The organism is Streptomyces sp. NPDC091281 (assembly GCF_044757425.1).
In the GTDB taxonomy this organism is placed as follows: Bacteria; Actinomycetota; Actinomycetes; order Streptomycetales; family Streptomycetaceae; genus Streptomyces.
On sequence record NZ_JBIVUY010000008.1, the window covers coordinates 280,474 to 293,235 of the forward strand.

Here is a 12,762-nt window from a genome sequence, read left to right on the forward strand (position 1 = left end):
GGCCGGGCGGCGGCGCGGCTGTGAGGAAGGTCTCAGGGCGGGGGCGCGGGGCGTCGCGGGTGAGAGGGCGGCGGGGCGTTGTCCACAGGGCTGCCGGGGCGGGGGGATCGGGCGGTACCGTCGGCACGAGTTCGCGTACGGGCTCGCGTACGAGGTTCTCGTGCGGATCTGCGTACGGGGCTGACGTGCGGGGTTCGCGTGCAAGGTTCGAGTACGGGGGAGGCGGTCGTGATGGCCGAGGTCGGAGTCGGCGAGGGTGCCGGAGCGAGGGGTGGAGCGCACGGCGGGGGGCGGCTGCCGCGGGTGGGCGGGTTCGCCGCGTGGCCCGCCGCCGGGGAGCCGAAGGAAGAGGGGAAGGCGCTGCGCGCGCGGGTGCCGCGGTCGGAGCACGCCCTGCTCGACCTGGACGGCGCCCGGCCGGACGCCGTGACGGCGGTCGAGGAGTCCAACCGGGGCCGCATCCCCGAGCTGACCCCGATAAGGGTCGGGCGGATGGCGGCCACGCCGTTCGCGTTCCTGCGCGGCTCCGCGGGCCTCATGGCCCACGACCTGGCCCGCACCCCCGCCACCCGCATCCTGGCCCAGATCTGCGGCGACGCCCACGCGGCCAACTTCGGTCTCTACGGCGACGCCCGCGGCCGACTGGTCATCGACCTCAACGACTTCGACGAGACGGTCCTCGGCCCCTGGGAGTGGGACCTCAAGCGGCTGGCCGCCTCGCTGGTCCTCGCGGGCCGGGAGGCCGGAGCCGACGAGGACACCTGCCGCAGAGCCGCCTACGACACCGTGGGCGCCTACCGGCGGACCATGCGCCTGCTGGCCAAGCTGCCCGTACTGGACGCCTGGAACGCCATCGCCGACGAGGAACTCGTCTCCCACACCGACGCCCACGACCTGCTCGGCACCCTGGAGCGGGTCGCGGAGAAGGCACGGGCCAACACCAGCGGACGGTTCGCCGCCAGATCCACCGAGACGACCGAGCACGGCGGACGCCGCTTCGTCGACGCCCCGCCGGTCCTGCGCCGCGTCCTCGACGCGGAGGCCGCCGCGGTGGCCGCCTCGCTGGAGGAGTACCTGACCACGCTGTCGGAGGACCGCCTCCCGCTGCTCGCCCGGCACGCGGTGCACGACGTCGCCTTCCGGATCGTCGGCACCGGCAGCGTGGGCACCCGCTCCTACGTCGTCCTGCTGCTGGACCACCGGGGCGAGCCCCTGGTGCTCCAGGTGAAGGAGGCGCGGGACTCGGCGCTGGTCCCGCACCTCGTGAGCGCCGGGTTCGACCCGCCCGCCGCCGAACACCAGGGCCGCCGGGTCGTCCTCGGGCAGAAGCGGATGCAGGTCGTCAGCGACATCCTGCTCGGCTGGACGACCGTCGACGGGCGGCCCTACCAGGTCCGGCAGTTCCGCAACCGCAAGGGCAGCGTCGACCCGGCCGCCCTCTCCGCCGACCAGGTCGACGACTACGGCCGCATGACCGGCGCCCTCCTGGCCCGCGCCCACTCGCACAGCGCCGACCCGCGGCTGGTCGCCGGGTACTGCGGCAAGAACGACGAACTGGACGAGGCGATCGCCTCCTTCGCCGTCGCCTACGCCGACCGCACCGAGGCGGACCACGCCGCGCTGGTGGCCGCGGTGCGCGAGGGACGGGTGGCGGCGGAGCTGGGGGTGTGAGGCGCGGGAGGCGAGGCCCTAGGCTGGGCGGGTGACGACCCCCGAAGCTGAGCAGTCGCGGCCCGAGGAGCGGCTGGAGCAGGCCGTGCGGGCCGCCGAGCAGGCGCTGATCGAGTTCGAGATCGCGGTGGAGACCTTCCGCGTCGAGGTCGAGAACTTCTCGCGGCTCCACCACCAGAGACTCGGTCCGATGTACGCGCGGCTCGACGAGCTGGAGGCGGAGATCGCCGAGGCGCGCGCCGCGCGCAGCGGCGACCCCGAGGACGCCCGCAAGGCGGACGAGGCGCGGGCCCGCGTGCTGCCGATGCCCGGCGTCGAGGAGCTGTTCCACGGCTGGATGGACGGCGACGGCCTCTTCCCCGAGGCCGCCGCGATGCTGACGGACCAGTCGGTGCGGCCCCCCGAGCGGGTGCGCCCCAGCGACGAGGCCCGCAAGCTCTACCGGGAGCTGGCCCGCAAGGCCCACCCCGACCTCGCGCAGGAGGACGCGGAGCGGGCCCGGCGCGAGGAGTTCATCACCCGCGTGAACGCCGCGTACGCCCGCGGCGACGAGGGCCTGCTGCGGGAACTGGCCGAGGAATGGGCCGCCGGTCCTGCCCCGGCCGAGCGCCGTCCGAGCCCCAGCGAGGAGCTGTACGCCCGCCTGGAGTGGCTCTCCGCGCGCAAGGAGATGCTGTCGGCGCTCGCCCGCGAGCTGGAGGAGAGCGCGATCGGTTCGATGCTCCGCATGGCCCCGGAGGACCCGGACCGCCTGCTGGAGGAGATCGCCGAGCAGCTGCTGGCCGAGGTGGCCAAGCGGGAGGGGGAGCTGGCGGAGCTGGTGGCGCTGGCGGAGCCTGCGGGAACGGGTTCCGGCTCCCCCTCGGGTTCGGATTCGGCCTCCGGCTCGGGCTCGGGCTCGAATTCGGGCTCGGGGTCGGGGGCGGGTTCGGAAGCGGAAGCTGTGGCCGGTGCCGGTGCCGGTGCCGGTGCCGGTGCGGCGGTGGGTGCGGGCGTGGCGGGTCAGGCCGACCCGGTCTCTCCTGCGGATGCGCCGGACTCCGCCGATCCGGTCGGCTCGGCCGACGCTTCCGGTCCGTCGGACGCGGTGGACACCGTCGACCCCGTGGACCCCGTGGACACGGCCAAGCCGGTCGACCCCGCCGAGTAGGCCGGGTGGCCGGTCGAGGAGTCGGCCGGGCGGCCGGTGGGACGCTCCGGGGGCCGTAGGAGGGGACGGCCGGAGCCGGACGGGCGGGCCGGGGTGTCCGGTAGCGTCGGGGGCATGAGTTTCGGAGCTGGTGTGCCCACGGTCGAGGTCGGCGACCTCAAGGACGGCGATTTCCTGGTGGACGTCCGGGAGGACGACGAGTGGAAGGCCGGTCACGCCGAAGGGGCGCTGCACCTTCCCATCAGTGAGTTCGTCGCCCGCTACGGCGAGCTGACCGAGGCCGCGCCGCAGGACGGGCGGGTCCATGTGATCTGCCGCTCCGGCGGGCGCTCCGCCCAGGTCACGCAGTACCTCGTCCAGCAGGGCATCGACGCGGTGAACGTCGACGGGGGCATGCAGTACTGGGCCGCCGCCGGGCGCCCCGTGGTGACCGACGACGGCGGGTCCGGGTTCGTCCTCTGAGTAGGCGTACGGGAAGAGCCCGCCGGGGCGGAGCGGGGTGCGGCGTCCGCTGAGACCGGCCGGGTTCAGCCGAGGGCGTGGGCGGCCAGCAGGTCGCCCAGCGCCTCCTCGTGGGCCGCGGCCGGGCCCAGGGACAGCTCCAGGTGCTTGGCCCAGGCGTGGTAGCGGTGCAGCGGGTAGTCGACGTCCGCGCCGAAGCCGCCGTGCAGGTGCTGCGCGGTCTGCACCACCCGCCGGACTCCCTCCGCGGCCCAGATCTTGGCCACCGCCAGGTCGCCGGAGACGGGCAGGGCGCCCGGTGTGCCGCTGGCGTGCCGCCAGGCGGCCTGCCAGAGGGTGACCTCCATCGCCCGCAGGTCGATGTAGCGGTCGGCGGCCTGTACGGCGACCGCCTGGAAGGTGGCGATCGGGTGCCCGAACTGCACCCGGGTGCCGGCGTAGTCGGCGGTCATGTGCAGGACGCGGGTGCCGAGGCCGAGGGCCTGGGCGCAGGTGCCGAGGGTGAGCAGGCCCCGCAGCCACTCCCAGGCGCCGTCGGCGGTGATCACGTCCCGGTCGGGGACGCGGGCGGAGTCCAGGCGGAGTTCGGCCAGCCGTTCGCCGCTGGTGGAGGTCTGCTCGGCGAGCGCGGCGCCCTCGTGGCCCCGGGGAACCGCGGCGAGGACGACGCGGTCGTCGGCGGTGCGCGCCGGGACCAGGACGAGATCCGCCTCGTACGCCCAAGGCACCGCCGTCTGGACTCCGTCGAGGACCCAGTGCCCGCCGTCGGGGCGGGCGGTCACCGCGAGTTCGGCGCCGTCGTGGCCGGTGCGGCCCTGCGCGGCGACGGTCAGGACCGTCTCGCCCCGGCCGGACCGCGCGAGCACGGCCGCCTTCAGCTCGGGCCCGCCGTACGCCTGGACGGCGGCCGCGGCCGCGGCGCTCTCCAGGAGCGGGACGCGGGCCAGGACCTGTGCGGCCTCGCGCAGCACCAGGCAGAGCGCCACCGCGTCGAGGCCGGACCCGCCGTACTCCTCCGTGAGCAGCAGGCTCAGCAGGTCGGCGGCGGCGAGCCGGGACCACAGGGCGCGGTCGAGGTCGTCGGCGACGGGGCCCGTGGTGAGCGCCGGGCTCGGTACGCCGTCGGGCGCGACGTCGGCGAAGACGCCCCGCGCGGCCTCGGCCACCGCCCGCTGCTCCTCGGTGAAGGTGAAGTCCACGGCCGGTCCTCCCGACGGTTCGGATCGTCTGACGGTCCGTCAAGATAGAACAGGTTCTAGAAGAAGGGAACGGGGCGGCCGGGGCCGTCGTAGGGTGTCCCCGCGGTGGACGACCCGCCGGGTTCCCGGCCGGTGTCCGGCCTGAGTACCGTGCCGTGCGACAGCCGTACGGATACGGGGAACGAGCGACGGCCGTACGGCACCGGCGGACGAGCGGGGACGGGGAACGGGGCGCGATGGACGCGAACGACGGAGGGGGCGGCGGCCCTCGGGAGGCCGGGGCGTCCCGGGCGGCGGAGCCGTCGGCCGAGGCCGCGCCCGGCGCGGTGCCCGGCGCCGGGGAGCCTGCGGGGCCCGCCCCCGAGGTCCCCGCGGGCGCGGTCGCGCTCTCGCCGCGCTACCAGGTCGTCGCGGCGCTGGTGCTCGCCGTCGTCGCGGTGGCCGTCTGTGTGCACCTCGGCATGGTGTTCCTGCACGTCGCGCCGTCCAACACGGTGTCCAAGACGCACAGCCGGGCGATCGACGACTACATCTACCCGGAGTTCGAGCAGAACTGGAAGCTCTTCGCGCCGAACCCGCTCCAGCAGAACATCGCCGTCCAGGTCCGCGCGGACGTGCGGACGCCGGACGGGTCCTCGCGCACCACGGCCTGGTACGACCTCTCCGCGCAGGACGGGCGGGCCATCGACGGCAACCTCGTGCCGAGCCACACCCAGCAGAACGAACTGCGCCGGGCGTGGGACTTCTACACCGGCTCGCACGACGCCGAGAACCGCGCGCTGAGCACCCGCGGCCCGCTCGCCGAGGAGTATCTGCGCCGCATCGTCGTGCTGCGGCTGGACCGCGGCGGCGCCGCCGGCGCGGACGGGGTCGTCCAGCGCGTGCAGATACGCTCCCGCACCACCACCGTGGCGCCGCCGCCCTGGAGCACTGACCGGATCTCGACCAAGCCGGTCTTCCGGGAGCTGCCCTGGTGGACGGTGCCCGCCGGTGAGGCCGAGGGAGGCGTGAAGTGAGCGAAACATCGTCCCCGTCCCCGTCGCCGTCCTCATCGCAGGCGCAGGCGCAGGCGCAGGCGCAGGCGCAGGCGCCGTCGTTGTCCCCGTCGCCGGGGGCGGAGCTGCGTCCGTCGGTGGTGGGGCGTTTCCCGGCGGTGAAGCGTTTCGCGGTGGTGGCGCAGACGGCCGTCGCGCGCGTCACCGGGGCCGCGCTCGGGCCGTACCAGAGCGCCGTGATCCGGATCGGGTTCAGCCTGACCTGGCTGCTGTTCCTGCTGCGCGAGCTGCCGCACCGCGCCGAGCTGTACGGCCCCGACGGCCCGTGGAGCTGGGAACTGGCCCGTCGGCTCATCGACGGCAACGGCGCCTTCACCACCCTCATGTGGTCCGACGCCCGCGGCTGGTTCGAGGCCGTGTACGCGCTGGCGGTGCTGGCGAGCCTGCTGTTGCTGCTGGGCTGGCGTACCCGCACGATGTCCGTGCTGTTCATGGTGGGCGTGCTGTCGCTCCAGAACCGCAGCGTCTTCGTCGGTGACGGCGGCGACAACGTCCTGCACCTGATGTCGATCTACCTCGTCTTCCTGCGCTGCGGCCAGGTCTGGTCGCTGGACGCCCGGCGGGCGCGGCGGCAGGCCGGGGCGCGGGCGCGCGGGGAGCGGGTCACCGACCGGGTGGGGCCCGCGCTGTGGGGAGTCCTCGGGTTCGTGCTGGTCACGGCGACGGCGGCGGGGCGGCTCGACGGGGACCTCACGGTGCCGCTGATCCTCTGGGCGGTGTGGGCCGCGCTCGGCGTGCGGTGGGCCGTGGACCGGCTGGCGCCGACCGCGCAGCCGCGCGCCCTGCTGGACGTGATCACCCACATCCTGCACAACGCCGGACTGCTGGTCGTCATGGCCGAGGCCTGCCTGATCTACGCGACCGCCGGGTGGTACAAGGTCCAGGGCTCGCGCTGGCAGGACGGCACCGCCGTCTACTACCCCCTGCACCTCGACTACTTCTCGCCCTGGCCCGCGCTCGGCGGTCTGCTGGCGTCCAGCGGCACGATGCTGATGCTCGTGACGTACGGGACGGTCATCGTGCAGGTCGCCTTCCCGTTCACCCTGTTCAACCGGCGGGTCAAGAACGTCCTGCTGGTCGTGATGATCATCGAGCACACGGCGATCGCGATCGTCCTCGGGCTGCCGTTCTTCTCCCTGGCGATGATCGCGGCGGACGCGGTGTTCCTGCCGACGTCCTTCCTGCGGCGGCTGGGCCGGTGGGCGGGGGTGCTGACGGACGCGTTCCTCGGGCGGGAGCGGGGACGGGGGCGTGATCGGGGAGGTGAGCAGGGCGGGGGCCTGGACCCGGCGCCGACGCCCGCGCTGGAAGCGGACCGGGGCCCGGAGCCCGACCCGGACCCGGACGGGGGGTCGGCGGGGAGCGTGCCGAAGCAGCGGGACTCCGGTGAGGGGGAGGGTGCCGAGGGCGCGGCGGAGAATCCTGAGGGCACCGAGGGCCCTGCGAGCGTGCGGAGTGCCGAGGGTGCCGACCGGACCGTGGGCGCGGAAGGTGTCGAGCCCGGCCGCGTAGGCTTCGGGACATGACCGCCGCCGTGTCCGACCCGCTCGCCCGGTGGCGTCGGCTCGCGGCGGACGCCGTGCTGCTGGACGGGTTCCACGCCGTGAAGCACGCCCTGCGCTTCGGGGCCGACCTGCCGGTCGCGGTGGCCGTGGACCGGCGGGCGGCGCTCGCCCTGGCCGACGATCTCGCACCCGACGTACGGGCGCCGCTGGACGCGCTGCTGAGCGAGGTGCCGGAGGCGGTGTACGCCTCGCTGGTGGCGCGCCCGCATCCCACGGGCGTGGCCGCCCTCGCCGTACGGCCCGCGCGGGAGGCGAATCTGCGGGCGCTGGCCCGGACGCCCCGCACGGCGCCGGTCGTGGTCCTCGACGAACCGCGCAACCTGGGCAACGCGGGTGCCGTGATCCGGCTCGCCGCCGGGTTCGGGGCGGCCGGGGTGGTCACCACCGGCACGCTCGACCCCTGGCATCCGACCGTGGTGCGCGGCGGGGCGGGGCTGCACTTCGCGACCGCCGTGGAGCGGCTGACCGTCGCCGAGCTGCCCGCCGGGCCGGTGTTCGCGCTGGACCCGGAGGGCGAGGACCTTCGGGACGTGAAGCTCCCGGACGACGCCGTCCTCGCCTTCGGCTCCGAGCGCAGCGGGCTCTCGGACGCGCTGCGCGCGCGGGCCGACCGGCTGCTCGCGCTGCCGATGCGGCCCCAGGTCTCCAGCTACAACCTGGCCACCAGCGTGGCCATGACGCTCTACCACTGGAGCGCTTCCGGCCCCGGACGCGACCTGGGTGTGGGTCGGGGGCCGGAGCCGAGCAGGGGGCCGGAGGCGGACTAGGCCGGGCCCGGCGGCCAGGCCCGGTCCGCGGAGCCGCTCCGGTACGGGCCTCAGGCCTCCCGGCGGACCTCCACCACGCGGAAGCGGTTGGCGACGAACGCGCCGTCGGTGAGGGCCGCGTTGGCCGCCGGGTTGCCGCCGGAGCCGTGGAAGTCGGAGAAGGCGGCCGTCTGGTTGACGTACACCCCGCCGGTGAGGTTGAGGGAGAGCTGCGCGGCCTCCTCCAGGCAGACCTCCTGGACCTCCCGCTCGACCTCCTCGTCGGTGGTGTAGGCGCCGACGGTCATCGCGCCCTTCTCGCGGATCGTGCGCCGCAGCAGCGCGAGCGCGTCCTGCGTGGAGTCGAGGGCGACGGCGAAGGAGACCGGGCCGAAGCATTCGTTCAGGTAGGCGGCCTCGTCGTCCGGCTTGGCGCCGTCCAGCTTGACGATCAGCGGGGTGCGCACGACCGCGCCGGGGAAGTCCGGGTGGGTCACCTCGCGGGAGGCGAGCGCGACCTCGCCGAGACCGGCGGCGGCCTCCAGGCGGGCCTTCACGTCCGGGTTGACGATCGCGCCCAGCAGGCCGTTGGCGCGCGCGTCGTCGCCGAGGAGGCCGCCGACCGCGCCCGCGAGGTCCGCGACGACCTCGTCGAAGGTGCGCGGGCCCTGGTCGGTGCGGATGCCGTCGCGGGGGATCAGCAGGTTCTGCGGGGTGGTGCACATCTGGCCGCTGTAGAGCGACAGGGAGAACGCCAGGTTGGCGAGCATGCCCTTGTAGTCGTCGGTGGACTCGACGAGGACGCTGTTGACGCCCGCCTTCTCCGTGTAGACCTGCGCCTGGCGGGCGTTGGCCTCCAGCCAGTCGCCGAAGGCGGTGGAGCCGGTGTAGTCGACGATCCTGATCTCGGGGCGGGTCGCCAGGGTCTTGGCGATGCCCTCGCCGGGGCGCTCGGCGGCGAGCGCGACCAGGTTCGGGTCGAAGCCCGCCTCCGCCAGCACCTCGCGCGCGACGGCCACGGTCAGCGCCAGCGGCAGCACCGCGCGCGGGTGGGGCTTCACCACGACCGCGTTGCCCGTGGCGAGGGAGGCGAACAGGCCCGGGTAGCCGTTCCACGTCGGGAAGGTGTTGCAGCCGATCATCAGGGCGATGCCGCGCGGGACCGGCGTGAAGCTCTTGGTCAGCGCCAGCGGGTCGCGCTTGCCCTGAGGCTTGGTCCACTCCGCCGTGTCGGGGGTGCGGACCTGCTCCACGTACGCGTACGCCACCGCCTCCAGGCCGCGGTCCTGGGCGTGCGGGCCGCCCGCCTGGAACGCCATCATGAAGGCCTGGCCGGAGGTGTGCATGACCGCGTGCGCGAACTCGTGCGTCCGGTCGGAGATCCGCTTGAGGATCTCCAGGCAGACCACCGCGCGCAGCTCCGCGCCCGCGTCCCGCCAGGCGCGCTGCCCGGCCTTCATCGCGGGCAGCAGCACGTCGAGGTCCGCGTGCGGATACTCCACGCCCAGCTCGACGCCGTACGGCGAGACCTCGCCGCCGACCCAGCCGTCCGTGCCGGGCTGGCCGAGGTCGAGGCGGGTGCCGAGGACGGCGTCGAAGGCGGCCTTGCCCGCGGCCGCGTCCAGGCTGCCGTTCTCCCCGTAGGCCTTCGGGTGCTCCGGGTGCGGCGACCAGTACGCGCGGCTGCGGATCGCCTCCAGGGCCTGGTCGAGGGTCGGCCGGTGCTGGGCGATCAGCTCGTGGGCGGTCGGCTGGGGGGCCATGCGGGACCAACTCCTCGTCTTGAGAGCTCCTCGTCGAGCTCATGACCTGGGCGGGAAGGGCGCGTCCACGTTAGAGTAACCGAACGATCGGTCGGGACAAGGGGGTCCGCCGCATCTGTGGAAAACCCCGTGCGGGAGGATCGCGCACATGACAGCACTCGACCTCAGCAGCCCCGTGGCCGTCGTCGGCACCGGCACCATGGGCCAGGGGATCGCCCAGGTCGCACTGGTCGCGGGCCATCCTGTGCGGCTGTACGACGCCGTCCCCGGCCGGGCCGCGGAGGCCGCCGACATCCTCGGCCGGCGCCTCGACCGGCTGGTCGAGAAGGACCGGCTCACCGCCGCCGAACGGGACGCCGCCCGCGCGCGCCTCACGGCCGTGGACGCCCTCGCCGGGCTCGCGGACTGCGCGCTGGTCGTCGAGGCGGTCGTCGAACGGCTGGAGGTCAAGCAGGAGCTGTTCCGGGCGCTGGAGGACGTCGTCGGCGAGGACTGCCTGCTCGCCACGAACACCTCCTCCCTGTCGGTGACGTCGATCGGCGGCGCCCTGCGCGCGCCCGGCCGCCTCGTCGGACTGCACTTCTTCAACCCCGCGCCGCTGCTGCCCCTCGTCGAGGTCGTCTCCGGCTACGCCACCGACGTCACCTCCGCCACGCGCGCGTACGAGACGGCCCGGCTGTGGGGCAAGACGCCGGTCGCCTGCGCCGACACCCCCGGCTTCATCGTCAACCGCATCGCCCGGCCCTTCTACGCCGAGGCGTTCGCCGTGCACGAGGCCCAGGGCGCCGACCCGGCCACCGTCGACGCGGTGCTGCGCGAGTCCGGCGGGTTCCGGATGGGCGCCTTCGAGCTGACCGACCTGATCGGCCAGGACGTCAACGAGTCGGTCACCCACTCCGTGTGGCGGGCGTTCTTCCAGGACGTGCGGTTCACGCCGTCGCTGGCCCAGCGCCGCCTGGTCGAGTCCGGCCGCCTCGGCCGCAAGACCGGGCACGGCTGGTTCGACTACGGCGAGGGCGCCGAGCCCGCCGAACCGCACACCGCCGAGCCCGCGCAGGCGCCCGCCTACGTCGTCGCCGAGGGCGATCTCGGGCCCGCCGCCGACCTGCTCGACCTGATCCGCGAGCGGGGCATCCCGGTGCGCGAGGAGGACGAGGACAACGGCACCCGCCTGGTGCTGCCCTGCGGCGGCCAGCTGGTCCTCGCCGACGGCCAGACGTCGGTGGAGTTCCGGGACGTCGTCTACTTCGACCTCGCCCTCGACTACCGCAAGGCGACCCGGATCGCGCTGTCCGCGTCCCAGGACACCTCCGCGCAGGCCGTCGCCGAGTCCGTCGGCCTGTTCCAGGCGCTCGGCAAGGACGTCAGCGTCATCGGGGACGTGCCCGGAATGATCGTCGCGCGCACCGTCGCCCGGATCGTCGACCTCGCGCACGACGCGGTCGCCAAGGGCGTCGCCACCGAGGAGGACATCGACACCGCGATGCGCCTGGGCGTCAACTACCCGCTCGGGCCCTTCGAGTGGAGCCGCAGGCTCGGCCGGGTCTGGGCCCACGACCTGCTGGAGGAGCTGCACCTGCGTGAACCCTCCGGCCGCTACGCGCCCTCCCTGGCGCTGTACCGTCACGGTCACTCCACCGACAAGCGGGAGGGCGCCTCGTGACCACCGCCAAGCGCGACACGTACACCCCGGAGACCCTGCTCTCGGTCGCCGTGCAGGTCTTCAACGAGCGCGGCTACGACGGCACCTCCATGGAGCACCTCTCGCGCGCGGCCGGGATCTCCAAGTCGTCGATCTACCACCACGTCCCCGGCAAGGAGGAACTGCTGCGGCGGGCCGTGAGCCGCGCCCTGGACGGCCTCTTCGGCATCCTGGACGAGGAGCACGCGCGCGCGGGACGCGCGGTGGAGCGCCTGGAGTACGTCGTCCGGCGCATGGTCGAGGTGCTCATCACCGAACTGCCGTACGTGACGCTGCTGCTGCGCGTGCGCGGCAACACGGACGCCGAACGGTGGGCGCTGGAGCGGCGGCGCGACTTCGACCACCGGGTGGCCGCCCTGCTGCGGGCCGCCGCCGAGGACGGGGACGTGCGCGGTGACATCGAGGTGCGGCTCGCGACCCGCCTGGTCTTCGGGATGATCAACTCGATCGTCGAGTGGTACCGGCCCGACGGGCGCGGCATGGGCGAGCGCGAGGTGGGCGACGCGGTGGTGCGGCTGGTGTTCGCGGGGCTGCGCGCGGAGGGCTGACGCCGGGGCGGTGATCGCCCCGTGCGTCCGCGCGCGCGGGATCTCCGCCCGCGTGGGGCGGCCACCTGCGCGGAGTGTCGGCCCGCGCGGGGCGTCTGCGCGCGGGCGCCGTCAGGCCGCGGGCGGCGTCAGGCCTGGAGGTCGAGGTCCTCCTCCTCGAAGACCAGCAGGGTGCGTGTGCTGAGGACCTCCGGGATCGCCTGGAGCCGGGTGAGGACCAGTTCGCGCAGGGAGCGGTTGTCGGGCGTGTGCACCAGGAGCAGCACGTCGAAGTCCCCGCCCACCAGGGCGATGTGGGAGGCGCCCGGCAGCTGCCGGAGCTGCTCGCGGACCGTGCGCCAGGAGTTCTGCACGATCTTCAGCGTCACGTAGGCGGAGGTGCCGTGACCGGCGCGTTCGTGGTCCACGCGGGCGCCGAAACCGCGTATGACGCCGTCCTCGACGAGCCGGTTGATGCGCGCGTACGCGTTGGCGCGCGAGACGTGGACCCGCTCGGCGACCGAGCGCACCGAGGCCCGGCCGTCCGCCTGGAGCATCCGCAGGATGTCCTGGTCGATGGCGTCGAGGGGGCGCGGCGGCGGGGCAGGGGTGGGCACCGGGTTCTGGGGCGCGGCGGCCTGGGGCGCAGGGTTCTGCGGCGGGGCCGCCGGGGCGGGTGGCCGGCCGCCGCTGTCCGGACGGGACCGGACGTCGCCCTCCGGCTGATCGGCCATTTGTTCAGGCGCCATGTCCCCCCGCCTCTCCGCCGTGGACGTCCTGCGTTCATTCCAGGCTGTGCAGAACCGTTTGTCCACAGCCTGAGGGGCCCTGTAGCCAAAATGTGCCGACGACCGAACAATCGGTAGGTGAGACGGGTCACAGCCGACCCGCCTCCCGTAGCGACTCCACGAGGAGGTGCCGT

The 12,762-nt window shown here is 74.4% G+C and carries 10 protein-coding genes and 1 pseudogene; 8 read left to right on the top strand and 3 right to left on the bottom strand.

Going from position 1 to position 12,762, the window contains the following annotated elements:
• The first annotated feature begins 231 nt into the window (after positions 1-231).
• From ACIQPQ_RS22485 to ACIQPQ_RS22495, 3 genes and pseudogenes are all read left to right on the top strand, one after another.
• On the top strand, positions 232-1,671 hold the full coding sequence (locus ACIQPQ_RS22485) for a DUF2252 domain-containing protein (protein ID WP_401306239.1): 1,440 nt from the start codon (positions 232-234) through the stop codon (positions 1,669-1,671).
• Positions 1,672-1,702: 31 nt separating this feature from the next.
• Positions 1,703-2,497 (top strand): annotated as a pseudogene (locus ACIQPQ_RS22490) (hypothetical protein); the annotation flags it as partial.
• A gap of 456 nt (positions 2,498-2,953) precedes the next feature.
• The gene (locus ACIQPQ_RS22495) at positions 2,954-3,283 is read left to right on the top strand and encodes a rhodanese-like domain-containing protein (RefSeq protein WP_401306476.1); all 330 of its coding nucleotides are present in this window, start codon (positions 2,954-2,956) and stop codon (positions 3,281-3,283) included.
• 65 nt (positions 3,284-3,348) lie between these two features.
• Here ACIQPQ_RS22495 and ACIQPQ_RS22500 read toward each other — a convergent pair whose 3' ends face one another.
• Positions 3,349-4,482, bottom strand: coding sequence for an acyl-CoA dehydrogenase family protein (locus tag ACIQPQ_RS22500; protein WP_401306240.1), 1,134 nt, complete (start codon positions 4,480-4,482; stop codon positions 3,349-3,351).
• Positions 4,483-4,718: 236 nt separating this feature from the next.
• Here ACIQPQ_RS22500 and ACIQPQ_RS22505 point away from each other — a divergent pair, with 236 nt between their 5' ends.
• The 3 genes from ACIQPQ_RS22505 (at position 4,719) to ACIQPQ_RS22515 (ending at position 7,869) form a co-directional block, all read left to right on the top strand.
• Complete coding sequence (locus ACIQPQ_RS22505; RefSeq protein ID WP_401306242.1) at positions 4,719-5,498, top strand: DUF5819 family protein; 780 nt, start codon at positions 4,719-4,721, stop codon at positions 5,496-5,498.
• 137 nt (positions 5,499-5,635) lie between these two features.
• Complete coding sequence (locus tag ACIQPQ_RS22510) at positions 5,636-7,063, top strand: HTTM domain-containing protein (RefSeq protein WP_401306478.1); 1,428 nt, start codon at positions 5,636-5,638, stop codon at positions 7,061-7,063.
• The gene (locus ACIQPQ_RS22515; RefSeq protein WP_401306244.1) at positions 7,060-7,869 is read left to right on the top strand and encodes a TrmH family RNA methyltransferase; all 810 of its coding nucleotides are present in this window, start codon (positions 7,060-7,062) and stop codon (positions 7,867-7,869) included. Before ACIQPQ_RS22510 ends, ACIQPQ_RS22515 begins: the two co-directional genes overlap by 4 nt.
• A 50-nt stretch (positions 7,870-7,919) precedes the next feature.
• Here the strand turns inward: ACIQPQ_RS22515 and paaN are convergent, their stop codons facing one another.
• Positions 7,920-9,611, bottom strand: a complete 1,692-nt coding sequence (paaN, locus tag ACIQPQ_RS22520) for a phenylacetic acid degradation protein PaaN (RefSeq protein WP_401306246.1) — start codon at positions 9,609-9,611, stop codon at positions 7,920-7,922.
• Between the two features lie 148 nt (positions 9,612-9,759).
• Between paaN and ACIQPQ_RS22525 the strand changes: the two genes are divergently transcribed.
• On the top strand, positions 9,760-11,274 hold the full coding sequence (locus ACIQPQ_RS22525; RefSeq protein ID WP_383769804.1) for a 3-hydroxyacyl-CoA dehydrogenase: 1,515 nt from the start codon (positions 9,760-9,762) through the stop codon (positions 11,272-11,274).
• Positions 11,271-11,861, top strand: coding sequence for a TetR/AcrR family transcriptional regulator (locus ACIQPQ_RS22530; RefSeq protein ID WP_401306248.1), 591 nt, complete (start codon positions 11,271-11,273; stop codon positions 11,859-11,861). The genes ACIQPQ_RS22525 and ACIQPQ_RS22530 overlap by 4 nt, the downstream gene beginning before the upstream one ends.
• A gap of 128 nt (positions 11,862-11,989) precedes the next feature.
• Here the strand turns inward: ACIQPQ_RS22530 and ACIQPQ_RS22535 are convergent, their stop codons facing one another.
• A complete protein-coding gene (locus ACIQPQ_RS22535) occupies positions 11,990-12,589 on the bottom strand; it encodes an Lrp/AsnC family transcriptional regulator (RefSeq protein ID WP_401306249.1) in 600 nt (199 codons plus the stop codon).
• Positions 12,590-12,762: the final 173 nt, after the last annotated feature.

Coding starts and splice junctions, on each gene's coding strand:
- ACIQPQ_RS22485 (WP_401306239.1), top strand. CDS start 232: ATGGCCGAGGTCGGAGTCGGCGAGGGTGCCGGAGCGAGGGGTGGAGCG.
- ACIQPQ_RS22535 (WP_401306249.1), bottom strand. CDS start 12,589: ATGGCGCCTGAACAAATGGCCGATCAGCCGGAGGGCGACGTCCGGTCC.
- ACIQPQ_RS22515 (WP_401306244.1), top strand. CDS start 7,060: ATGACCGCCGCCGTGTCCGACCCGCTCGCCCGGTGGCGTCGGCTCGCG.
- ACIQPQ_RS22505 (WP_401306242.1), top strand. CDS start 4,719: ATGGACGCGAACGACGGAGGGGGCGGCGGCCCTCGGGAGGCCGGGGCG.
- paaN (WP_401306246.1), bottom strand. CDS start 9,611: ATGGCCCCCCAGCCGACCGCCCACGAGCTGATCGCCCAGCACCGGCCG.
- ACIQPQ_RS22525 (WP_383769804.1), top strand. CDS start 9,760: ATGACAGCACTCGACCTCAGCAGCCCCGTGGCCGTCGTCGGCACCGGC.